At 64.8% G+C, this 21,229-nt stretch carries 20 protein-coding genes; 1 reads left to right on the forward strand and 19 read right to left on the reverse strand.

Annotation, left to right across the window (positions count from 1 at the left end; all coding sequences use genetic code 11):
* Positions 1-36: 36 nt before the first annotated feature.
* The 10 genes from ACSVHC_RS01895 to hisI all read right to left on the reverse strand — a co-directional run bounded on the left by ACSVHC_RS01895 (position 37) and on the right by hisI (position 13,756).
* Positions 37-1,494: a glutamate synthase subunit beta gene (locus ACSVHC_RS01895; protein ID WP_437773298.1), complete on the reverse strand. Its 1,458-nt coding sequence runs from the start codon at positions 1,492-1,494 to the stop codon at positions 37-39.
* Positions 1,487-6,100 (reverse strand): glutamate synthase large subunit, encoded by a 4,614-nt coding sequence (gene gltB, locus ACSVHC_RS01900; protein WP_437773297.1) that lies wholly within the window; start codon positions 6,098-6,100, stop codon positions 1,487-1,489. Before gltB ends, ACSVHC_RS01895 begins: the two co-directional genes overlap by 8 nt.
* Positions 6,101-6,362: 262 nt before the next feature.
* Complete coding sequence (gene lgt / locus ACSVHC_RS01905; RefSeq protein ID WP_437773296.1) at positions 6,363-7,580, reverse strand: prolipoprotein diacylglyceryl transferase; 1,218 nt, start codon at positions 7,578-7,580, stop codon at positions 6,363-6,365.
* Positions 7,581-7,599: 19 nt separating this feature from the next.
* Positions 7,600-8,412, reverse strand: coding sequence for a tryptophan synthase subunit alpha (gene trpA / locus ACSVHC_RS01910; RefSeq protein WP_437773295.1), 813 nt, complete (start codon positions 8,410-8,412; stop codon positions 7,600-7,602).
* Positions 8,412-9,794: a tryptophan synthase subunit beta gene (gene trpB, locus ACSVHC_RS01915; RefSeq protein ID WP_236817201.1), complete on the reverse strand. Its 1,383-nt coding sequence runs from the start codon at positions 9,792-9,794 to the stop codon at positions 8,412-8,414. The genes trpA and trpB overlap by 1 nt, the downstream gene beginning before the upstream one ends.
* Before the next feature lie 110 nt (positions 9,795-9,904).
* The gene (trpC, locus tag ACSVHC_RS01920; RefSeq protein ID WP_437773294.1) at positions 9,905-10,723 is read right to left on the reverse strand and encodes an indole-3-glycerol phosphate synthase TrpC; all 819 of its coding nucleotides are present in this window, start codon (positions 10,721-10,723) and stop codon (positions 9,905-9,907) included.
* Positions 10,724-10,725: 2 nt separating this feature from the next.
* Entirely contained in the window at positions 10,726-10,998 is a 273-nt protein-coding gene (locus tag ACSVHC_RS01925) for an HGxxPAAW family protein (protein ID WP_236817197.1), read from the reverse strand.
* 89 nt (positions 10,999-11,087) lie between these two features.
* On the reverse strand, positions 11,088-11,693 hold the full coding sequence (locus ACSVHC_RS01930; RefSeq protein WP_437773293.1) for a Trp biosynthesis-associated membrane protein: 606 nt from the start codon (positions 11,691-11,693) through the stop codon (positions 11,088-11,090).
* Entirely contained in the window at positions 11,690-13,270 is a 1,581-nt protein-coding gene (locus ACSVHC_RS01935; protein ID WP_437773292.1) for an anthranilate synthase component I, read from the reverse strand. The genes ACSVHC_RS01930 and ACSVHC_RS01935 overlap by 4 nt, the downstream gene beginning before the upstream one ends.
* A gap of 57 nt (positions 13,271-13,327) precedes the next feature.
* Complete coding sequence (hisI, locus tag ACSVHC_RS01940; RefSeq protein ID WP_437773291.1) at positions 13,328-13,756, reverse strand: phosphoribosyl-AMP cyclohydrolase; 429 nt, start codon at positions 13,754-13,756, stop codon at positions 13,328-13,330.
* Positions 13,757-13,845: 89 nt separating this feature from the next.
* Between hisI and ACSVHC_RS01945 the strand changes: the two genes are divergently transcribed.
* Entirely contained in the window at positions 13,846-14,490 is a 645-nt protein-coding gene (locus tag ACSVHC_RS01945) for a TIGR03085 family metal-binding protein (RefSeq protein ID WP_437773993.1), read from the forward strand.
* A gap of 116 nt (positions 14,491-14,606) precedes the next feature.
* Here ACSVHC_RS01945 and hisF read toward each other — a convergent pair whose 3' ends face one another.
* The 9 genes from hisF to pnuC all read right to left on the reverse strand — a co-directional run bounded on the left by hisF (position 14,607) and on the right by pnuC (position 21,204).
* On the reverse strand, positions 14,607-15,383 hold the full coding sequence (hisF, locus tag ACSVHC_RS01950; RefSeq protein WP_439180559.1) for an imidazole glycerol phosphate synthase subunit HisF: 777 nt from the start codon (positions 15,381-15,383) through the stop codon (positions 14,607-14,609).
* Between the two features lie 24 nt (positions 15,384-15,407).
* Positions 15,408-16,268 (reverse strand): ATP phosphoribosyltransferase, encoded by an 861-nt coding sequence (gene hisG / locus ACSVHC_RS01955; RefSeq protein WP_284990752.1) that lies wholly within the window; start codon positions 16,266-16,268, stop codon positions 15,408-15,410.
* A gap of 157 nt (positions 16,269-16,425) precedes the next feature.
* Positions 16,426-16,689, reverse strand: coding sequence for a phosphoribosyl-ATP diphosphatase (locus ACSVHC_RS01960; protein WP_018778638.1), 264 nt, complete (start codon positions 16,687-16,689; stop codon positions 16,426-16,428).
* Between the two features lie 117 nt (positions 16,690-16,806).
* The gene (gene ribH, locus ACSVHC_RS01965; protein ID WP_345446583.1) at positions 16,807-17,292 is read right to left on the reverse strand and encodes a 6,7-dimethyl-8-ribityllumazine synthase; all 486 of its coding nucleotides are present in this window, start codon (positions 17,290-17,292) and stop codon (positions 16,807-16,809) included.
* Positions 17,293-17,329: 37 nt separating this feature from the next.
* A complete protein-coding gene (gene ribA, locus ACSVHC_RS01970; protein ID WP_437773290.1) occupies positions 17,330-18,031 on the reverse strand; it encodes a GTP cyclohydrolase II in 702 nt (233 codons plus the stop codon).
* The gene (ribB, locus tag ACSVHC_RS01975) at positions 18,028-18,723 is read right to left on the reverse strand and encodes a 3,4-dihydroxy-2-butanone-4-phosphate synthase (RefSeq protein WP_437773289.1); all 696 of its coding nucleotides are present in this window, start codon (positions 18,721-18,723) and stop codon (positions 18,028-18,030) included. The genes ribA and ribB overlap by 4 nt, the downstream gene beginning before the upstream one ends.
* On the reverse strand, positions 18,720-19,358 hold the full coding sequence (locus tag ACSVHC_RS01980; RefSeq protein WP_437773288.1) for a riboflavin synthase: 639 nt from the start codon (positions 19,356-19,358) through the stop codon (positions 18,720-18,722). Before ACSVHC_RS01980 ends, ribB begins: the two co-directional genes overlap by 4 nt.
* Positions 19,358-20,509 carry a bifunctional diaminohydroxyphosphoribosylaminopyrimidine deaminase/5-amino-6-(5-phosphoribosylamino)uracil reductase RibD gene (gene ribD, locus ACSVHC_RS01985; protein WP_437773287.1) on the reverse strand — a complete coding sequence of 384 codons (1,152 nt, stop codon included), beginning with the start codon at positions 20,507-20,509 and terminating at the stop codon, positions 19,358-19,360. The genes ACSVHC_RS01980 and ribD overlap by 1 nt, the downstream gene beginning before the upstream one ends.
* Positions 20,506-21,204 carry a nicotinamide riboside transporter PnuC gene (gene pnuC / locus ACSVHC_RS01990; protein WP_437773286.1) on the reverse strand — a complete coding sequence of 233 codons (699 nt, stop codon included), beginning with the start codon at positions 21,202-21,204 and terminating at the stop codon, positions 20,506-20,508. The genes ribD and pnuC overlap by 4 nt, the downstream gene beginning before the upstream one ends.
* Positions 21,205-21,229: the final 25 nt, after the last annotated feature.

A 21,229-nucleotide genomic window follows, 5' to 3' on the forward strand; every position in this document is an offset into this window, starting at 1 on the left:
TGCAGTTGGAGTTGGGAAAGCGTCGTGCGCCGGTCCTTAGAGGACCGCTATAGCCCGGTCGGTGGGAGCCACCGGCGCGGGGAGGATGGTGCTGCCCATGAGGTACTTGTCGACGGCGGCAGCGCAGGCGCGGCCTTCGGCGATCGCCCAGACAATCAAGGACTGTCCGCGGCCGGCATCGCCTGCCACGAAAACACCCTCGGTATTGGTCATGTAGTACCCATCTCGGGCCACGTTGCCGCGGCCGTCGAATTCTGCGCTGACCTGTTCGGTGATACCGGCAGGTTCCGCCCCGGTGAATCCGAGCGACAGGAAGACCAGGTCGGCCGGAATGATGCGCTCGGTGCCGGCCTTCGGGAGGCGCTTGCCGTCCACGAACTCGGTCTCGGCGACCTTGACCCCTGTAAGCTTGCCGTTTTCGCCGACAAACTCGACGGTGGAAGCGAGGTAGGTGCGTTCGCCGCCCTCTTCGTGTGCGCTGGCAACCTCGAAGAGCGTGGGGAACGTCGGCCACGGCTGGTGCGTGGCCCGTTCAAGCGGCGGCTGCTTGCCGATCGCGAGGGTGGTGACGGACGCGGCGCCGTGACGGTGTGCCGTGCCGAGGCAGTCGGCGCCGGTGTCGCCGCCGCCGAGGATGATCACGTGCTTGCCCTTGGCGTCGATCTGGCCCTCCACGGTTTCGCCGGCAACCACGCGGTTGGCAGGCACCAGGTAATCCATGGCGAAGTGGATGCCTTGGAGTTCGCGGCCAGGGATGGGGAGGTCGCGCGGAACGGTGGCACCGGTGGCGATCACCACGGAGTCGTAACGGCGGCGCAATTGCTCCCACGTCACGTCGCTTCCGACCGCCACACCCGTGCGGAAGCGGGTGCCCTCGGCCTTCATCTGCTCGACCCGGCGGTCGACCTGTTCCTTCTCCATCTTGAAGTCGGGGATGCCATAGCGCAGCAGTCCCCCGATCTTGTCGTCACGCTCGTAGACGGCCACGGTGTGGCCGACTCGCGTCAGCTGCTGCGCGACGGCAAGACCCGCGGGGCCGGAGCCGACGACGGCGACCGTCTTGCCGGAGAGACGCGCCGGCGGAAGCGGTTGTACCCAGCCGTTTTCGAAGGCGTCGTCGATGATCGAAACTTCAACCTGCTTGATGGTCACAGCGGGCTGGTTGATGCCCAGGACACAGGATGCTTCACACGGCGCAGGACACAGCCGGCCGGTGAACTCCGGGAAGTTGTTCGTCGCGTGCAGGCGCTCGATCGCTTCCTCGCCCTTGCCGCGCCAGGTGAGGTCGTTCCACTCCGGGATGAGGTTCCCGAGCGGGCAGCCCTGGTGGCAGAACGGTACGCCGCAATCCATGCAGCGGCCGGCCTGGCTCTTGAGCACGCCCTTGTCCTGGGCTTCATAGACTTCTTTCCAGTCCATGATGCGGACAGGAACAGGACGGCGTGGCTGCGTCTCGCGCTGCCGGACTTTCAGAAATCCGCGTGGATCAGCCACCGGTTACCTCCAGGATTCGAGACCATACTTCTTCGCCATCGGGATCAAGGCCCTCTTCGATAGCGTCGAGACGGGTTTGCAGGACTGCGGCGTAGTCGCGCGGCAGAACTTTGGTGATGCGGGCGGCTGTGTCATCGAAGTTCTCGAGCAAGCGGCCTGCGAGGACGGATTCGGTTTCTTCCAGGTGCTTGACCAGGAGGCCGTGGACGATGGTGCGGTCCTCGTCGTCCAGCTCAAGCAACTGCAGTTCGCCGGAATCCAAGGCCTGCTTGTTGACCCGGGCGGGCTGGAGGTCCAGCACGTAGGCGGTACCACCGGACATGCCGGCACCGAAGTTGCGGCCGGTGCGGCCGATGATCAGCGTCTGGCCGCCGGTCATGTACTCGCAGCCGTGGTCACCGATGCCTTCGACGACGGCGGTGGCCCCCGAGTTGCGAACCATGAAGCGTTCGCCCACCTGGCCGCGCAGGAACATTTCGCCGCTCGTGGCGCCGTAGCCGATCACGTTGCCGGCGATGACGTTGCGCTCCGCCTGGAATACATTGGTGCGGTCCGGGCGGACGATGATCCGTCCACCGGAGAGGCCCTTGCCGACGTAGTCGTTGGAGTCGCCGAACATGCGCAGGGTGATGCCGGCCGGAAGGAAGGCGCCCAGCGACTGCCCGGCGGTACCCTTCAGCGTGATGTCGATCGTGTCGGTGGCGAGAACATCGATGCCGAACGTCTTGGTGACGACGTGCCCCAGCATGGTGCCGACAGAGCGGTCCGTGTTGATGACGTCAACCGCGATCTTCACCGGTGTGCGGTCGCTCAAGGCTTCCGCAGCCATGCCGATGAGGCGCTGGTCGAAGTGCTTGTCCAGCTCGTGGTTCTGGCCGGTGAGGTTCCGCAGCGGAACGTCGTCGTCGAACTCGAGGCCGTGCAGGATCGGGTCGAGGTCCAGGCCATCGGCCTTCCAGTGGTCCACGGCTTCGCGGGTGTCCAGGACTTCGGCGTGGCCGATGGCCTCTTCGAGGCTGCGGAAACCGAGTTCGGCAAGCAACTCACGGACTTCCTCGGCAAGGAATTCGAAGAAGTTGACCACGAATTCGGGCTTGCCTGTGAAGCGCGAACGAAGCTCCGGGTTCTGGGTTGCGACGCCGACCGGGCAGGTATCGAGGTGGCAAACGCGCATCATGATGCAGCCGGACACCACGAGGGGCGCGGTTGCGAAACCGTACTCCTCGGCACCCAGTAGGGCAGCGATGACGACGTCGCGGCCGGTCTTGAGCTGGCCGTCCACCTGAACGACGACGCGGTCGCGGAGCCCGTTGAGCATGAGCGTCTGCTGGGTCTCGGCGAGGCCGAGTTCCCACGGGACACCCGCATGCTTGAGCGAGTTCAGCGGCGAGGCGCCGGTTCCGCCGTCGTGCCCTGAGACGAGCACGACGTCGGCCTTCGCTTTGGTGACGCCGGACGCCACCGTGCCGATCCCGACTTCGGACACCAGCTTCACATGCACGCGCGCCGAGGGGTTGGCCCGCTTTGCGTCGTAGATGAGCTGCGCGAGGTCCTCGATCGAGTAGATGTCGTGGTGCGGAGGCGGGGAAATGAGTCCGACGCCGGGCGTCGAGTGGCGGGTCCGGGCTACCCAGGGGTAGACCTTCTGCGCCATCAGCTGGCCGCCTTCACCGGGCTTCGCGCCCTGGGCCATCTTGATCTGGATGTCCTCGGCGTTGGTCAGGTACAGGCTGGTCACGCCGAAACGGCCGGAGGCGATCTGCTTGATCGCGGAGCGGCGCTCCGGGTCCAGAAGGCGGTCCACGTCTTCGCCGCCTTCACCGGTGTTGGACTTGGCGCCCAACCGGTTCATGGCGATTGCGAGGGTTTCGTGGGCTTCCTTGGAGATGGAGCCATAGCTCATCGCTCCGGTGGAGAAGCGCTTCACGATGCTGGAAACCGGCTCGACTTCCTCAAGGGGCACTGCCGGGCGCAGGGTGTCCTTGAACTTCAAGAGCCCACGGAGGGTCATGAGGTTCTCGGACTGGTCGTCGATTCCCTTGGTGTAGGACTTGAAGATGTCGTAGCGGCGTTCGCGAGTTGCGTGCTGCAGCCGGAAGACCGTCTCCGGGTTGAACAGGTGCGGTTCGCCGTCGCGGCGCCACTGGTATTCGCCACCGCCGAGCAGCGGACGGTGCGGCAGCTCGATGCCGCCTTCCGGGTAGGCCATCTGGTGGCGTGCGGAAACTTCGGCGGCGATGACGTCCAGACCGACGCCACCCAACTGGGAGTGGGTGCCGGAGAAGAATTCGTCCACGAGGTCCTGGGACAGGCCAAGTGCCTCGAAAGTCTGGGCGCCGGTGTAGGAGGCCACCGTGGAAATGCCCATCTTGGACATGATCTTCAGGACACCCTTGCCGAGGCCCTTGATGAGGTTGTAGACGCCGTCTTCGGGGGTCACACCGACCACTTCGCCGGTGCTGATGAGCTGCTCCACGGATTCCATGGCCAGGTAAGGGTTCACGGCGGAAGCGCCGAATCCCACCAGCACAGCCACGTGGTGCGTTTCGCGGACGTCGCCGGCCTCGACCACCAGGGCGGTCTTGGTGCGGTTCGCGCTGCGGAGCAAGTGGTGGTGCACGGCACTGACGAGCAACAGCGACGGGATCGGGGCCCACTGCGCGTTGGAGTCGCGGTCGGACAGCACGATGTACTGCACGCCGCGGTTGATCGCGCCGGAAACCTGCTCGCAGATTTCGGTCAGCCGGCTGCGGAGTGCTGCTTCGCCGCCCTCCGGACGGTACAGGCCGCGGACCTTCATGGCGACCTTGTCGCCGTCGGCGTTTTCGATGTTGGCGATCTTCGCGAGCTGGTCGTTGTTGATCACCGGGAACGGCAGGGAGATCTGCGGCTGGCGGACCTGCCCGACGTCGAGAAGGTTGCCGTTGGGACCGATGGCGCACTTCAGCGAGGTAACGAGCTCTTCGCGGATCGCGTCCAGGGGCGGGTTGGTCACTTGGGCGAAAGACTGCACAAAGTAGTCGAAGAGCAAACGCGGGCGCTTGGACAGCACGGCAACCGGGGTGTCGGAGCCCATGGCGCCGAGCGGTTCGGCCCCGGTCCGGGCCATCGGCCCCAGAAGGATCTTCAATTCCTCGGTGGTGTAGCCGAAAGTCCGCTGGCGGATGTTCACGGACGCAGCCGTGTGCAGCACGTGCTCGCGCTCGGGAAGTTCGTTGAGGTCGATCAGGTTGTCCTTGACCCATTCAGCCCACGGGTTGGCTGCGGCCACCTCGGCCTTGACCTCGGCGTCGTCGATGATGCGCCCGGCTTCGGTGTCCACCAGGAACATCTTGCCCGGCGAGACACGGCCCTTCTTGACCACCTTGGCTGGCTCGACCTCGATCACGCCGACTTCGGAGGCGAAGATGATCAGGCCATCCTCGGTGATCCAGTAACGGCCGGGGCGCAGGCCGTTCCGGTCAAGGGTTGCACCGACAAGGTTGCCGTCGGTGAAGGACACTGCCGCGGGACCGTCCCACGGCTCCATGAGCAGCGAGTGGTACTCGTAGAAGGCTCGGCGGGCAGGATCCATCGTGGCGTGGTTTTCCCACGCCTCGGGGATCATCATCATGATCGAGTGCGTGATGGGCCGCCCCGAAAGCCAGAGCAGCTCGGCAACCTCATCGAAGGATGCGGAGTCCGAGGCACCCGGCGTGCAGATGGGGTACAACTCTTCCGGGGAATCGCCCAGCAGCGGGTTCGCAAGTTGGGACTGGCGCGCCCGCATCCAGTTCCGGTTGCCCTTGACGGTATTGATTTCACCGTTGTGGGCGATGGTGCGGAAGGGCTGGGCGAGCGGCCACGACGGGAACGTGTTCGTGGAGAAGCGCGAGTGCACGATGGCCAGCTTGGTCTTGAAGCGCTTGTCCGAGAGATCGGGGTAGAACGGCTCCAGCTGGGCAGTGGTCAACATGCCCTTGTACACGATGGTGCGCGAGGACAGGGACGGGAAGTACACGCCGAACTTGTTCTGGGCACGCTTGCGGACACGCCATGCACGGGAGTCGAGTTCATTCCGGTCGAGCACCTCGCCAGTGGCGGAAGCAAGGAAAGGTTGCGCGAAGTAAGGCATGCAGGCACGGGCCATGGCGCCGACCAGATCCCCGACTACCGGCACTTCACGCCAGCCAAGAACTGTCAGGCCCTCATCGATTGCAAGCGCCTCGATGCCGGCCTTCGCGTTCTCGGCTTCGCGGGTTTCGGCTGGCAGGAATGCAGTACCCACCACGTACTGACCGGGTGCGGGGAGCTCGAACTCAGTGACGGCCCGGAAGAATTCGTCCGGAACCTGCATGAGGAGCCCGGCGCCGTCGCCCGTGCCTTCGTCGGCGCCCACGGCGCCCCGGTGTTCAAGGTTGCGCAGCGCAGTCAGCGCCGCTTCCACGATGTCATAGCCGGGTTCACCACGCAGCGTGGCGATAATGGCCAGGCCACAAGCGTCCTTCTCCTGCTCGGGGTTGTAGAGTCCCTGGGCTTCCGGGAGCGCAGCGAAACGCTTGAAGGGCGAGATGGCCCCCTGCGGTTCGACTGATTCGGACCAGCTTGGGTTATGAAGATGGGTCATTGAAGACGTCCTTCCTCGAGATCGTGCGAATGGAAGGGACAACGTTGGCCCCACCTTGCCTGCCGTGTGACGGGCATAACAAAGCGCTAGTTACTTGAAATTGTAGGTCAGCAGGCAAGACGCAACGAACAGTTACGCATGTCCCTGACCCAAGCTTGACCGCGGAGCCTCTGTGTGCTGCCGGGCGACTGCCAAGGGTGCCACGACGCTGTGGCCGGGGGTCTCTGGGCGGTAGCCCGGTTCCCCTGTGCCGTAGCGCTGGCTACTTGGTGCTGCCAGCTTCCGGCCCGGATCCGGGGGCTCTGCTGGCGGTGGTTTCGGTGGACGCGGAGCCGGAATCCGACGTGACGCCGGCATGTGACTCCTCGGCCGTTTCCGTAGGCTCAGCAGTATGGCCCAGATCGCTTTGGTTATTCCGGAGATTACCATGACCACCGGTATCTGAGACAGATCCGTCCGTATCATGGGCCTTGGTATCGGTCACAATTGTGCTGTTCGCCTCAGCAGCAGTCGTCTCATCGTCCCCGGCACTTGGGTCAACCGCGGCCGGCTCGTCCTCTTCGGCGGTCACGGCGGCCGGTTCCCTGCCGGGAAGATACGCAGTGTCCGGCTCCGGCCGGCCGCGAAGGCTCAGTGCGATGAAGATGATGAGCGCTGCGACGAAGACAAAGATGCTGGTCCACACGTTGAGCCGTGTGGTGATTCCGAAGAGGTTGATCTGTTCGGCGTCGTCAATCCGCAACGCTTCGATCCAGACGCGGCCGAGCGTGTAGTAGATGGCATACAGCCAGAAGAGCCTGCCGCGGCGGAAATGGAAGCGCCGGTCCAGGACCAGGAGGACCACGACGCCGATGATGTTCCAAAGGGATTCGTAAAGGAACGTCGGGTGGAACAGGGTGTCACTCGGCATCCCGGCCGGGAAATTGGGGCTGCTGGGATCTATTTGGAGGCCCCATGGCAAGGTGGTTGGTCCGCCGAAGAGTTCCTGGTTGAACCAGTTTCCCCAACGCCCGATCGCTTGCGCCAGCAGGAGCCCTGGGGCTGCGGCGTCGAGGAAGGCAGTGAGCTTGACGCCGGAACGGCGGCAACCGAGCCAGGCACCGACAACGCCGAGAACCACGGCACCCCAGATGCCCAGGCCACCCCGCCAGATCTGCGGGATCAGGGAGAGGTCGCCCGTGCCGTTGAAGCCCGGGCCGAAGTATGCGTCCGGCGAGGAGATCACGTGGTAAAGGCGGCCGCCGACAATGCCGAACGGGATCGCCCAGATGGCAATGTCCCACAGGCTGCCTTCGGGAGTACCGCGGCGCCTCCAGCGCACGGCGGTGAGCCACAGGCCCAGGATGATGCCCAGGAGAATGCACAGGGCGTACGCGTGGATGCGGAGAGCCCCCCACGGCAGCGGAATATCAAATCCGGACCATGAGGGGCTCGGAATGCTCATGGGAGCCATTGCCGCGACGTGGAGGAGACTCTGCATTGTCTACGCTTTTCCTTTTCTAGGCCTGCGCTGTTGCACGGCCGAGGCCGGCGCTGAGGTTCTTGGTGAGTTGCGCGACGGCGTCAACGCCGCCGTCGCGGATTGCCGCAACCAGCGCGGTACCGACGATCACGCCGTCCGCGTAAGCGGCAATCTCGCGGACATGGTCCGCGGTGGAGACCCCGAGCCCGACACAAACCCGTTCGGCACCGGCTGCATGGGTATCGGCCACAACCTTCTCCGCGGCGCTGCTGACTGACTGCCGGGCTCCGGTGACACCCATGATGGAAACGGCGTAGACAAAACCGCGGCTTGCCTCCACTGTCATGGCCAGGCGTTCGGGAGTGGACGACGGGGCCACAAGGAAGACCCTGTCGAGTCCGTATTTGTCCGAAGCTGCAAACCATTCGGCAGCCTCGTCCGGAATGAGGTCCGGCGTGATGAGTCCGGCTCCCCCCGCCTCGGCGAGCCTGCGTGAGAACTCGTCGACGCCCATGCGCATCACCGGGTTCCAGTAGGTCATGACCAGCACGGCGGCGTCGGTAGCTGCGGTGATGCCCGCTACCACGTCGAAGACGCTGGCGACGCGGAAGCCGTTGGCGATGGCCTCTGTGGTCGCAGCCTGGATGACAGCGCCGTCCATGACGGGGTCCGAATACGGGATGCCGATTTCAATGAGGTCCGCGCCGTTGCGGGCCATGGCGATGCCGGCGTCGATGCTTGACTGAACGTCCGGGTAGCCTGCCGGGAGGTATCCGATCAACGCGGCCCGGCCTTGTGCCTTCGCGCGGTCGATCGCGGCAGCGGACTTGCTGGTCATCTGCTCAGTCATCAGTTCTGGTCCTCGCTTGCTTCTTCAGTGCTGATCTCAAGGTTGCTGCGTTCGGACGGGCCCTTGGGCTTGCGCGTGGAGAGGGTAGTGCCCTTGACGTTGCCGTTTTCATCCAGCATGTCGAACCATTCGGCGGCCGTTTCCACGTCCTTGTCACCGCGCCCGGAAAGGTTCACGATGATGATCGTGTCAGCAGGGTTTTCCTTGCCTTCTGTGAGCAGCTTGCCCACCTTGATCGCACCGGCGAGGGCGTGCGAGGACTCGATGGCGGGGATGATGCCTTCGGTCCGGCAGAGCAGGCGGAACGCGTCCATGGCCTCGGTGTCCGTGATGGGCTCGTACGTGACGCGGCCGATGTCCGCGAGGTAGGAGTGCTCCGGACCGACGCTCGGGTAGTCGAGGCCTGCGGAAATCGAGTGGGACTCGATGGTCTGGCCGTCTTCGTCCTGCATGAGGTAGGACCGGGCACCATGGAGCACGCCGGGGCGTCCGAGGGTGATGGCGGCCGCGTGGCGCCCTGTTTCGACACCGTCGCCGCCGGCTTCAAAACCATAGATCTTCACTGAGGCGTCGTCCAGGAAGCTGTGGAAGATGCCGATGGCATTGGAACCGCCGCCGATGCAGGCACACACGGCGTCCGGAAGTTTGCCCGTCTGTTCCAGGATCTGCGCGCGCGCTTCCTCGCCGATGACCTCGTGGAAGAAGCGCACCATCGCCGGGAACGGGTGCGCACCCGCGGCGGTGCCCAGCAGGTAGTGGGTGTTGTCCACATTGGAAACCCAGTCGCGGAGGGCGTCGTTGATGGCGTCCTTGAGCGTCTGCGATCCATTGGTTACAGGAACCACGGTGGCGCCCAGGAGCTGCATGCGGGCCACGTTCAGTGCCTGGCGGCGGCAATCCTCGGCGCCCATGTAGACGACGCATTCCAGTCCGAGCAGGGCCGCGGCGGTGGCGCTGGCTACGCCGTGCTGGCCGGCGCCGGTCTCCGCGATGACGCGGGTCTTGCCCATGCGCTTCGCGAGCAAGGCCTGGCCGAGGACGTTGTTGATCTTGTGGGATCCGGTGTGGTTCAGGTCTTCGCGCTTGAGGAAGATGCGCGCCCCGCCGGCGTGCTGGGAGAAACGCTTGGCTTCCGTGAGAAGCGACGGACGGCCCGAGTAGTTCTTGTTGAGGTCCTTCAGCTGGGCAAGGAACTCAGGATCGGCTTTGGCTTTCTCAAATGTGTCCTCGACTTCATCCAAGGCGGCGATGAGGGACTCGGGCATCCAGCGTCCACCGTAAGAGCCGAAGTACGGCCCTGCGGCGTTGCGGAGCGAGGCTCCACCTTGTAGGAATGCGTCGGCCACATTCTCCTGCGAGTTGGCTGTTGATGCGTCCACCATCAGTCTCACCGTCCTGTTCAGTTGGTAGTTGGGTTTTTCCAGGGCCGCAGGACAGCTACCAGCCGCGATGTCTGCTGCTGTCCGGGTCCACGCCGCGAATCAGGCCTGTCTCATGTCCTGACGGCGATGGCGGCAGCTCCGGCCGCCTTGAATTCGCTGATCCGCTCGCGCGGGGTGGAGTCGCTCACCAGTGCTTCGCCCACAAGGATGGCGTGGGCACCGTTCCCGGCATAATGCGCGACGTCGTCGGCGTTCCGCACACCGGACTCTGCCACGACAACCGCCCCCGCCGGAATGCTTCCGGCGAGCGAGGCAAACAGGGACCGGTCGACGTCGAGCGTCTTGAGGTTGCGGACGTTCACTCCGATGATCCGCGCCTGGGCCGCTGCCGCACGCTCGATTTCTTCGGGCGTGTGGGTTTCCACGAGGACGTTCATGCCGAGCTCATGGCTCAACGCGCTGAATTCCCGCAGCTGTGCATCGGAAAGCGCGGCGACGATCAGCAGGATGAGGTCCGCACCATGAGCACGGGCCTCCCAGATCTGGTACTCGTCAACGGTGAAGTCCTTGCGCAGCAACGGAATGTCGACGGCGGCACGCACCGCGTCGAGGTCCGCCAGGGAACCGTTGAAGCGCCTCTGTTCGGTGAGGACGCTGATCACGGAGGCTCCGCCGTCGGCGTACTGCACCGCAAGTGCGGCAGGGTCGACGATGCTCGCGAGATCGCCCTTGGAGGGGCTGCGGCGCTTGATTTCCGCGATGACCTTCAGTTCGTCGCGACTGGCCGACGGACCGCCCAAGGCAGCCCACGCGTCCAGTGCAGGAGCGGTGGCCGCTGCGCGTTCTTTCAGCTCGTCAAGTCCGACAAGGAGGCGGCGGGCCTCCGTGTCCTCCCTGACACCGACGATGATGTCATCAAGAACGGTCACGGTCAGTGGCCGGCGTTCTTCAGCTTGCTGCCGTCGACGCCGTAGCCGGCCTTGCGCATGGCCCAGCCGGCAATGAGGCCGGCCACCATCACGACGATGCCTGCGATGAAGATGGGGGTGCTGGCGATAACAAAGGCGATGGAGGACACCAGTGCCCCTACCAGCATGACAATCACGCAGGTCCACGCGGCCGGGCTGTTGCCGTGGCCGATGGCATCGCTGTGGCTCGCAGCGGTCACAGGGGCCTTGCTCGCGGACACTGTGGTTTTGCTCATGTGAAAATCTCCTCAGGATGAATACTGCTTACATTCTGCCATTTATTGACCGCACCCGGGACATCGTCCGACGTCCGGACGGTCGGGTCTTACGTGGGGTCTTCTCCGCGCGAGAGGCTGTCCCAGCTATCGATCTCGTCGACGGGTCCGGAACCCGCGAGGGCTGCCCGGCTGGCGACGTCGTACTTGGTGCGCGCCTTCCAGTGCCGGCCCGCGAGCGGCAGCAAGCCACCACACAAAGCGAGCAGGCCGGCGGCCACGACCGCGAGCACGGGGAACACGGTGGACGACGCGGCCGCCTGCCCACCCGAAATGCCGGTGGTCGCGGCAATGGTTCCCTGCGCCGCACCGAGGGGATTTGCCAGGACCGTCACCGCGGCAATAAGGATGCCTGCCGAGGCAAGCACGACGATCGTTGCAATGATCCAGCGTGAAAGCTTGCCCGCGATGGACGATGCCAGTCCCCCGGCAAGGGCGACGAGCGCGAGTGCGGTCACCGCGGTCGCGGCCTTGCTCCCCTGAACGTGGAGGTCGGCATTCGCCGCGGCAGCGGGATCGAGCCGGACGTTGATCCAGGTCTGGGTGGTGGTCCCGAAAACGGCGAGGGCAAGAATTGCCATGGCGAGGACGACATTGCCCTTCCGTGCCCACACGGGAGGCTTGGCGGTGGCCTTCTGAGGGTGTGCAGCGCTCACAGGGTGGGGTTCCCGTCGACGACTGTCTCCGCGGAAACCGCGTCCGGGGAAATGTTGTGGAGCGAACCGGCGGTGTGCACGGCACGCAAGGGGGCAGCCGCCTTGTTCACGGTCTCGAGCGCTTCGGAAGGCTTGTGGGAATCGGCCACGATGCCGCCTCCTGCTTGGACGTAAGCCCGGCCCTCACGCAGCAGTGCCGAACGGATGGCGATCGCCATGTCCATGTCGCCCGCGAAGTCCAGGTAACCCACCACCCCGCCGTAAATGCCACGCCGATGCGGTTCGAGTTCGTCAAGGAGACGCAGTGCGCGCGGTTTGGGGGCACCTGACAGCGTGCCGGCGGGGAAGGTCGCCTTGAGCACGTCGTACGCCTTCGCTCCCGGCGCCAGCTCTCCGACCACCGTGGACACCAGGTGCATGATGTGGCTGAAGCGTTCCACCTCCATGAACTGCGTGACGTCCACTGTTCCTGCCACGCAGACCTTGGACAGGTCGTTCCGGGACAAGTCCACCAGCATGAGGTGTTCGGCGCGTTCCTTCTGGTCCGCGAGCAACTCCGTGGCCAGCGCCTTGTCGGCTTCAACGGTCTTGCCGCGGGGCCGCGAACCGGCAATCGGGTGGGTGATGACCTCATTGCCCGTGACGGTCACAAGGGCCTCGGGAGAGGAACCGACAATCGTGTATTCGCGGCCGTCGGGATCTTCGAGACTGAAGAGGTACATGTACGGGCTCGGGTTGGTGTTGCGCAGCACGCGGTAGACATCGAGCGGGTCCGCGGCGCATTCCATTTCGAAGCGCCGCGAAATGACCACTTGGAAGACCTCGCCGTCGACGATCGCCTCCTTGCCGCGATCGATCGCGTTGAGGTACTCCTGCTCGTCCCAGCGTTCCTGCACGCTGGACGCGAAGTCCAGGGCTTCGGACTGCAACACGGATACGGGCTGCTTCACGGGGGTGCTGATCTGGTCCAGCAGGCGCTTCACCCGGGCGACGGCGTCGTGCCAGGCTTCGTCGACGCGTTCGGAACTGTTGTCGAAATTGATCGCGTTGGCAATCAACAGGACGGTGCCGTCCATGTTGTCGTGGACAGCCATGTCGGTCACGAGGTTCAGCGCCAGTTCCGGCAGGTGGAGGTCATCCTCCGGCGGGCTGGTCAGCTTCTCCCAGTGCCGGACGGTTTCCCAGCCGAGGAAGCCGACAAGTCCGGAGGTGAAAGGAGGAAGGTCCGGGAAGCGGTCGGTTTGCAGTGCTGCAATGGTGTCGCGGACTGCGTCGACCGGGCTGCCGTCTACCGGCACGCCGACAGGAGGCTCGCCGATCCAATGCGCCTGGCCATCCTTGCTCGTCAAGGTGGCACGCGAACGTGAACCAATGAAGGAATAACGTGACCATGCGCCGCCGACGGCTGCCGACTCCAGGAGGAAAGTGCCCGGCTGGCCCTGGGCCAGCTTCCGGTAGAGCCCGATGGGAGTCTCCGCGTCGGCCAGTACCCTGAGCCGGACCGGGATGACGCGGCTGTGTGCGGCGAGTTCGCGGAACTCCTCCAGGCCCGGGCTGATGATTCCAAGGTCCTGCATGGTTAGTGTTCTCCGCCTCTTCTTGTGTGCTTGCCTCGGTGGATGGTGTGTGGTGGCCTAGTCCCGCGCGCCGGTCACGGCGGCGAGGCTCCGGTCATCGAAGCATGTGCGTGTGCCCGTGTGGCAGGCCGCGCCTACCTGGTCGACGCGGACCAGGAGGGCATCGCCGTCGCAATCCAGGGCCACCGATTTCACGAACTGGACGTGCCCGGAGGTGTCGCCCTTGCGCCAGTATTCCTGCCGGGACCGGGAGAAAAATGTTACTCGTCCCGTGGTCAGGGTCCGGTGCAATGCCTCGTCGTCCATCCAGCCGAGCATCAGCACTTCGTCGGTGTCGAACTGTTGGATGATCGCCGCTACCAAGCCGGCAGAATCGCGCTTCAGCGCGGCGGCCAGCTCGTGCGGGAGCGGACTGACGGGCACGACGGCGGGCTCCGCGGCGAAGGCGGCGGCGGGCGTGGCTGGGGGTGTTGACTGCTCAGACATCAGATCAAGTCTAGTGCCTCGTGTGGAGCCGAAATTCAGCGGCGGTTCCACTGCGCAACAGAGCGCGTCTCGTGCTAGTTTCACAAGTGATGCATTTCGTCGATCCCTCCCGCGAAGTACTGGCCGAAACACTCCTGGCGGCCGGACCTGACTCCCCCACGCTCTGCGAAGGGTGGCTGACAAGGGACCTCGCGGCGCACTTGTACTTGCGGGAGCGTAAAGCGGCTGTCGGTATCGGCTTGCTCATCAAGAGCATGGCCAGGGCCTCGGATAAAGCCACGGCAAAACTGGCCTCCAAGCTGAAAACCACGGAAGATTACGCCGAACTGGTGAATACCTTCCGTTCAGGTCCGCCCGCCTTGTCTCCCCTCAAGATCAAGGCCCTCGACGAGTCCTCCAACCTCATTGAATATTTCGTGCACACGGAGGACATCCGCCGGGCCGGAGACCGTTGGGCTCCGCGGGCCCTGGACGAGGAATACTCGGACGCCTTGTGGGATGAATTGATCAAGCGCGCCGCCATTCTGTACCGCGGCGTGGACCTCGGGATCGTGTTGGTCCGCCCCACCGGTCCCCGCCATGTTGCCAAGCGGGCTCCCGTATCGGTTGCCATAGTGGGCGAGCCCGGTGAACTCCTGATGCACGCCCACGGCCGGACGCATCACGCGCTGGTCACCTTTGAGGGCCAGCCCGACGCCGTCGCCCTCCTCCAGTCAGCAGAAGTCGGCCTCTGACCCGCGCTTAACCCCAACTGCGCCCGTTAAACCCAACTAACTCGCAGTTGTTGTCGTTATGAGGGCTCAAAACGACAACAACTGCGAGCTAGTTGGGTTGGACCGGCTGGGACCCGCTAGCGGACCAGGAAGCCTGCTTCGCGGATCGCTGCCTTGACCTGGGCGATCATGTCGTCCGGACCGAAGTGGAACACCGAGGCTGCCAGAACGGCGTCGGCACCTGCTTCCACTGCGGGCGGGAAATGCGCCGGTTCTCCGGCGCCGCCGGAAGCGATGACCGGGATGTGGACGGCCGCGCGGACCAGGCGGATGAGTTCGAGGTCGAAGCCGTCCTTGGTGCCGTCGGCGTCAATCGAATTGAGGAGGATCTCCCCCACGCCGCGTTCCGCAGCTTCCTTGGCCCACGCGATGGCGTCGATTCCTGTTCCCTGGCGTCCGCCGTGGGTGGTCACCTCGAAGCCGGAAGCCGTGGGTTCGGAGCCGGGCCTCGTCCGCCGCGCGTCTACCGAAAGGACGAGCACCTGGGAGCCGAAGTGGCGGGTGATCTCGTCGATGACGTCCGGGCGCGCGACGGCGGCAGTGTTGATGGAGGCCTTGTCCGCACCGAAACGCAGGAGCTTGTCCACTTCGGCCACGCCGCGGACGCCACCGCCGACGGTCAGCGGGATGAAGACTTCCTCGGCGGTGCGGCGAACGACGTCGAACGTCGTTTCCCGGTTGCCGGATGACGCCGTGACGTCAAGGAACGTGAGTTCGTCCGCCCCGGCGTTGTCATAGCGGTGCGCCAGCTCGACAGGGTCTCCGGCGTCGCGAAGACCCTCGAAGTTGATGCCCTTCACCACCCGTCCGGCGTCGACATCTAGGCAAGGGATGACACGTACTGCTACAGCCATTGCTACTCCTGGAATTGTCTCGTGTCAGATGCGGCAGGCGTGGATGCTGCTGACCAGGATGGCGCGGGCGCCGAGGTCGTACAGCTCATCCATGATCCGGTTGGTTTCCTTTTTCGGAACCATGGAGCGGACGGCAACCCAGTCCGAGTCACGCAGCGGCGACACCGTCGGCGACTCGAGACCCGGTGTGAGGGTGGCGGCTTCTTCTACGAGATCCTTGCGGATGTCGTAGTCCATGAGGACGTACTGGCGGGCGACCAGCACGCCCTGCAGGCGCCGGATCAGGACCTCGATCTCCTTCACGGTACCGTTGGCGGCACCACCCTCGCCGGTGCGGCGGATCAGGACAGCTTCGGACTTGAGGATCGGCTCGCCGAAGATCTCCATTCCGGCAGCCTTGAGCGTGTTTCCGGTTTCGACGACGTCGGCGATCGCGTCGGCGACGCCGAGGCGCACGGAAGACTCCACGGCGCCGTCGAGGCGGACCACCTTGGCCTTGACGCCTCGCTCGGCGAGGTAGTCGCGCAGGAGGCCGTCGTAGCTCGTGGCGAGGCGCTTGCCTTCGAGCTGCTCGACGGCGGAGAAGTCGCCGACGGGGCCGGCGAAGCGGAAGGTGGACGCGGCAAAGCCAAGGGGAAGCAGCTCTTCGGCTTCGACCTGTGCATCCAGCAGGAGGTCGCGGCCGGTGATGCCGACGTCGAGCGTTCCTTGGCCGACATACACGGCGATGTCCCGGGGGCGGAGGAAGAAGAACTCAATGTCGTTGTCGGGATCGACCATGACCAGTTCGCGGGTATCGCGGCGCTGGCGGTATCCCGCCTCGGACAGCATCGCGGAGGCGGCTTCGGACAAGGACCCCTTGTTGGGGACGGCTACTCGCAGCATTGGGGGACTTTCTTGGGGAGTGGAAGGGGATGTTTCAGGCATTGTGCTCACGGCACTGTCCGCAGAGGGACTTGTCTCGGACGACACGGTGCAGTGAGCGCTGGGGCCACGCTTGGCTCCGGTGGGACCTCTTCAGGTCCTGACGGAGCGGACGTGGCTAGAGATGCTTGTAAACGTCTTCCAGGCTCAGACCCTTGGCGAGCATCAGGACCTGCAGGTGGTAGAGCAACTGGGAGATTTCCTCGGCCGCGGCTTCATCGGATTCATACTCTGCAGCCATCCAGACTTCGGCTGCTTCCTCCACGACTTTCTTGCCGATGCCGTGGATTCCGGAGTCCAATTCGGCGACGGTGCGGGAGCCTGCCGGACGGGTCGCTGCCTTTTCGCTCAGTTCTGCGAACAGCGTCTCGAAATTCTTCACGCCCTACAGCCTACTTGCTCGGGGCCGGTGACCGCCTGTCGGGTCATTGCATGACGGAAGGGATGTGAGCGAACGCACAATGTGCGCCGGCACGCCCACATCCCTTTCGTCGATTTGCTAGGTGTACTGCTTGAGGGTCAGAGCGGTGGAGAGCGCGGCGGTCACGGCTTCGTGGCCCTTGTCCTCCGACGAGCCTTCCAGTCCGGCGCGGTCCAGGCCCTGCTGCTCGGTGTCGCAGGTGAGCACGCCGAAGCCCACCGGCACGCCGGTGCGGACGCTTACTTCAGTGAGTCCCGACGTCGCCGCCTGGCACACGTACTCAAAGTGCGGTGTGCCTCCGCGGATGACGACGCCGAGGGCGACGACGGCGTCGAAATGCGGGGCGAGCCTTGCCGCTGCGACGGGAAGCTCAAAGGATCCAGGGACGCGCAGCACGGTGGGCTCGGCGATGCCGGCTTCCTTTGCGGCACGCAGCGCCCCGTCGAGGAGCCCGTCCATGATCTGGGTATGCCAGCTGGCAGCAACGATGGCGAGTTTCAGCTGGTGGGTTTCCTCTGTGTTGAGGGTGGTGAGGTCGATGGTAGGGGCGCCGTGTCCGCTCATGGGTGTGTGGTAATCCGTTCAGTCTTGTGAGTGCAGTTCAGTCTTGTTCGAGGTCAAAAGTGCCGGCAGCTGCATGGGTACCGGCCGGCTCGGTGTCACCGAGGGTCAGGCGGTGGTCCATGCGGTCCTTCTTGGTCTGGAGGTACCGAAGGTTTTCTTCACGGGACGGAACCTCAGTGGGCACCATCTCGACCACCTTCACGCCAGCCGCGGCAAGCCTGTTCTGCTTGTCCGGGTTGTTGCTCAGGAGCCGGATTTCGTGAAGGCCCATCTCGGCAAGGATCTGCGCAGCCGCTTTGTAGCAGCGTCCGTCCACCGGCAGCCCGAGCTGCTCATTGGCCTCGACCGTGTCGAATCCGGCCTCTTGCAGCGCGTAGGCTTTGATCTTGTTTGCCAGACCGATGCCGCGGCCTTCCTGTCCGCGCAGGTAGAGCAGGGTGCCGCCCTCTTCGCGGATCAGCTCGAGGGCGTACGCCAGCTGTTCGCCGCAATCGCAGCGGTAAGAGCCGAATACGTCGCCCGTGAGGCACTCCGAGTGAAGGCGCACCAGCGGGGCCTTGCCTGCACGCGGCGCTTTCGGGGAACTCACCGCCAGGTGCTCCGCACCCGTTGCAAGGTCGGTCCACGCCTGTGCCACGAACTCACCGAAGGCGGTGGGTAGCTGGACAATCGGGCCGCCGCTCACGGGATGCGTTGCGCGTGCGGGCGTGCCGCCGTCGTGCGTTGTCGCTGTGGTCATCGCTGCTCCTCGTTTCCTGCCGGAATTGCAACCTGGTCCTCAGCCTCCGACGCTACAACATAAGCCACGAGATCCTCGATCGAAATCAGAGGACATCCGTGCTCGGCAGCGAACTCCCGGAGGCTGTCCAGGCGCATCATTTCACCATCGTCATGTACCAACTCGGCGATCACGCCCACCGGGGCGAGCCCCGCAAGCCTGCAGAGATCAACTGCCGCTTCCGTGTGTCCCGGACGTTCACGCACTCCCCCATTAACGGCCCGGAGCGGAAAAATATGCCCGGGCCGGGTGATCGAGGACGGCGTGCTGCTCGAATCAGCCAGAATCCGGGCCGTCAGGGCCCTGTCCGTGGCGGAAATACCGGTGCTGACGCCCAAAGCGGCATCGCAGGACACCGTGTAGGCAGTGCCCTTGGCGTCTTCATTGACCAGGACCATGGGAGGCAGCGCCATGGCATCAGCCCGCGAGCCTTCAAGGGGAACGCAAATGACTCCCGAGCTGTAGCGGATGGTCCAGCCCATGAGGGCAGGCGTCGCGTGTTCGGCGGCGAAGATGATGTCGCCTTCGTTTTCGCGGTCTTCATTGTCCACAACAATGACGGGACGGCCGGCTGCCATGGCCTGCACGGCCTTCTCGACGGGGTCCAGCCCCTGGCGCACCACTGCGGTACTGCCGTTGTGTGCGGCGCTCACTGGGCAGCCCCAGCGGCGGTTGCCGGCGAACGGAAGGACAGCAGTCGCTCGGTGTATTTCGCGAGGACGTCCACCTCAAGGTTGACGCGCCCTCCTGTGGCCTTGGCCCCGAGCCCGGTTTCGTCGAGCGTGGTGGGAATGAGTCCCACTTCAAACCAGGGGTTCTCTTCTTCGGCCGGGCTGACGGCCGTGACGGTGAGTGATACGCCGTCGACGGCGATCGACCCTTTTTCGGCGATGTAGCGTGCCAGCGGGGCCGGCACCGCGAAGCGGAGGCGGTCCCAGTTGCCCAGCGACTTGCGCTCCAGAAGGTGTCCGACGCCGTCGACGTGGCCCTGGACAACGTGGCCGTCCAGGCGTCCGCCCGCCTGGACACAACGCTCGAGGTTCACAGTGTCACCCGCAGTCAGTTCGCCGATGGTGGTCCGGTCGAGGGTTTCGCCCATGACGTCGACGCTGAACTCCCGGCCGTCGATGTCCGTTGCGGTGAGGCACACGCCGTTGACGGCGATGGAGCCGCCCAAGCCAAGGCCTTCGGTGGTGCTGGGGGCCATGAGGCGCAGCGTCGCGCTGGCCTCGCCGTCGTGCTCGACGGACAGGACCGTGCCTTGTTCAGCAACGATTCCGGTAAACATCAGTGTCCTCCTGTGGTGGTGTCCGAGGCGTCCTTGCCCGGAAATGGTTCGTGGTGTTCGGTATGGGACTTCGTCCAGGCCGGTTTGTTTCCGTCCGATGGTCCGGACCTCAAATGCAGCCTGAGGTCGCGACCCAGCGCATGGACCGCACCGCCGCCGGCGTCGTCCCAGTTCCAGTGCTGGGCGTCGGCGAGGGTGGAGATGCCGAGATCCGTCAGGGCAGGTGTACCGGAGCCCAACAGGGTGGGCGCAAGATAGACGATCAATTCGTCCACAAGACCCGCAGCGAGGAAGGCACTCAGGATGCGGGAGCCGCCTTCCACCATGACGTGCCGGACGCCTTCGGCGAACAGCAGTTCCAAAGCTTCGGCAGGATCGCGGGTTGGCAGGTGGATGAACTTGCCGTCGCTCCCCCGGACAGCGGCTTCCGAAGGAACATCCCGCAGCCCCATGACGGCCCGAAGTGGCTGGCTTTGCGATACTTCGCCATCCGGCTCCCGCGCCGTCAGCCGCGGGTTGTCCACCAGGACGGTTTCGGTGCCCACCAGAATGGCGTCGATCAGGCGGCGCAGTCCGTGGTTGTCGGCGAGCGATTCCGGACTGGAGATCCATTGGCTGGTCCCGTCGGTAGCCGCGATCCTGCTGTCGAGGGTCTGCGCAATGTGAAGCGTAACGAACGGGCGCCTCGCCTCCACCGCATTGAACCACTCGCGGTTCAGTTTCCAGGCCTCGGCGGCGGCCAGCCCTGACCGCACGTCCACGCCGGCAGCGCGCAGTCTGCCGGCACCTCCTGCGGCCGGATCGTGGGGGTCGTCGACGGCGTAAACCACACGTGAGATGCCAGCGTCAATGATCGCCTGGGTGCAGGGTCCCGTGCGCCCTATGTGGTTGCAGGGCTCCAAGGTCACCACCATGGTTGTTCCGGCGAGGTCGAGGCCCCTTGCCTGCGCTTTCGCGATCGCATCCGCCTCGGCGTGGGGCGTGCCGGCGCCGCGGTGGTAGCCCGTGATGAGCTGCTCCCCGTTGGGCCCCAGCACAACCGCTCCCACCAAGGGATTGGCGCCACGGTGTCCCCGGAGGGCCACGTGCAGTGCGGTCTCCATGGCCGCGGATTCAGCCTCCGGGAAATCCAGCTTCGAGGCGTTGCTCATGTGAGGGCTCCTACGGTTTCCGGCTCGGGCGTTGGCCTGAGCGGCTGGCCTTCACGTCGGTCTGCGCGCCACCAGACAAAGAATCCGGCAAGTGTGAAGAACCCGTAAAAGAGGTACATGAAAGCGCTGGCAAAATAGCCCGCGCTGAATAGCAGCGGAACTCCGACAATGTCCACGGCAACCCAGATCAGCCAGAATTCGGTCCATCCTCGTGCCATGCCATACGTCGCCAGGAGTGAACCCATGAAGGTCCAGGCGTCTGCCCATACAGGAGGGTACGAACCCATGGAATCGAAGACGGGAGTGAGGGCGGCGGTTCCGGCAATCATGGCGGCCACCATTCCGATCCGCGCTTTGGGGCTTGCCCAGCCGGGCACGATGGCGCGGCCGTGGGTGCCTGCTTGGAGGCCCTGCCGCCAGCGGTACCAGCCGTAGGCGGCGACGCTGATGAACATGATCTGGCGTCCGGCCTGGCCCCACAGGGTTGCCGGCGTGGCGGCACCGAAGACGTTGCCAAGAAAGACCGTCAACAGGAGCAGGTTGCCTGCGATCCCGATGGGCCATGCCCAGACTTTGCGGCGCATGCCGCCCAGGGCGCTGGCGAGCCCGAAAATATTGCCTAGCACTTCGCGAAGAACAAGGACAGATCCACCTACGGGAATCTGTGCTTCGAAGAGCCATCGCAGAAAGTCCATGTCGTTCCTTCCCTCGAATGCCGCG

This window comes from Arthrobacter sp. KNU-44 (genome assembly GCF_051843155.1).
In the GTDB taxonomy this organism is placed as follows: domain Bacteria; phylum Actinomycetota; class Actinomycetes; order Actinomycetales; family Micrococcaceae; genus Arthrobacter.

Excerpts from the sequence above, each read along its gene's own strand:
- gltB (WP_437773297.1), bottom strand. The coding sequence starts at position 6,100 with ATGACCCATCTTCATAACCCAAGCTGGTCCGAATCAGTCGAACCGCAG.
- lgt (WP_437773296.1), bottom strand. The coding sequence starts at position 7,580 with ATGCAGAGTCTCCTCCACGTCGCGGCAATGGCTCCCATGAGCATTCCG.
- trpA (WP_437773295.1), bottom strand. The coding sequence starts at position 8,412 with ATGACTGAGCAGATGACCAGCAAGTCCGCTGCCGCGATCGACCGCGCG.
- trpB (WP_236817201.1), bottom strand. The coding sequence starts at position 9,794 with ATGGTGGACGCATCAACAGCCAACTCGCAGGAGAATGTGGCCGACGCA.
- ACSVHC_RS01925 (WP_236817197.1), bottom strand. The coding sequence starts at position 10,998 with ATGAGCAAAACCACAGTGTCCGCGAGCAAGGCCCCTGTGACCGCTGCG.
- ACSVHC_RS01935 (WP_437773292.1), bottom strand. The coding sequence starts at position 13,270 with ATGCAGGACCTTGGAATCATCAGCCCGGGCCTGGAGGAGTTCCGCGAA.
- hisI (WP_437773291.1), bottom strand. The coding sequence starts at position 13,756 with ATGTCTGAGCAGTCAACACCCCCAGCCACGCCCGCCGCCGCCTTCGCC.
- ACSVHC_RS01945 (WP_437773993.1), top strand. The coding sequence starts at position 13,846 with ATGCATTTCGTCGATCCCTCCCGCGAAGTACTGGCCGAAACACTCCTG.
- hisF (WP_439180559.1), bottom strand. The coding sequence starts at position 15,383 with ATGGCTGTAGCAGTACGTGTCATCCCTTGCCTAGATGTCGACGCCGGA.
- hisG (WP_284990752.1), bottom strand. The coding sequence starts at position 16,268 with ATGCTGCGAGTAGCCGTCCCCAACAAGGGGTCCTTGTCCGAAGCCGCC.
- ribH (WP_345446583.1), bottom strand. The coding sequence starts at position 17,292 with ATGAGCGGACACGGCGCCCCTACCATCGACCTCACCACCCTCAACACA.
- ribA (WP_437773290.1), bottom strand. The coding sequence starts at position 18,031 with ATGACCACAGCGACAACGCACGACGGCGGCACGCCCGCACGCGCAACG.
- ACSVHC_RS01980 (WP_437773288.1), bottom strand. The coding sequence starts at position 19,358 with ATGTTTACCGGAATCGTTGCTGAACAAGGCACGGTCCTGTCCGTCGAG.
- ribD (WP_437773287.1), bottom strand. The coding sequence starts at position 20,509 with ATGAGCAACGCCTCGAAGCTGGATTTCCCGGAGGCTGAATCCGCGGCC.
- pnuC (WP_437773286.1), bottom strand. The coding sequence starts at position 21,204 with ATGGACTTTCTGCGATGGCTCTTCGAAGCACAGATTCCCGTAGGTGGA.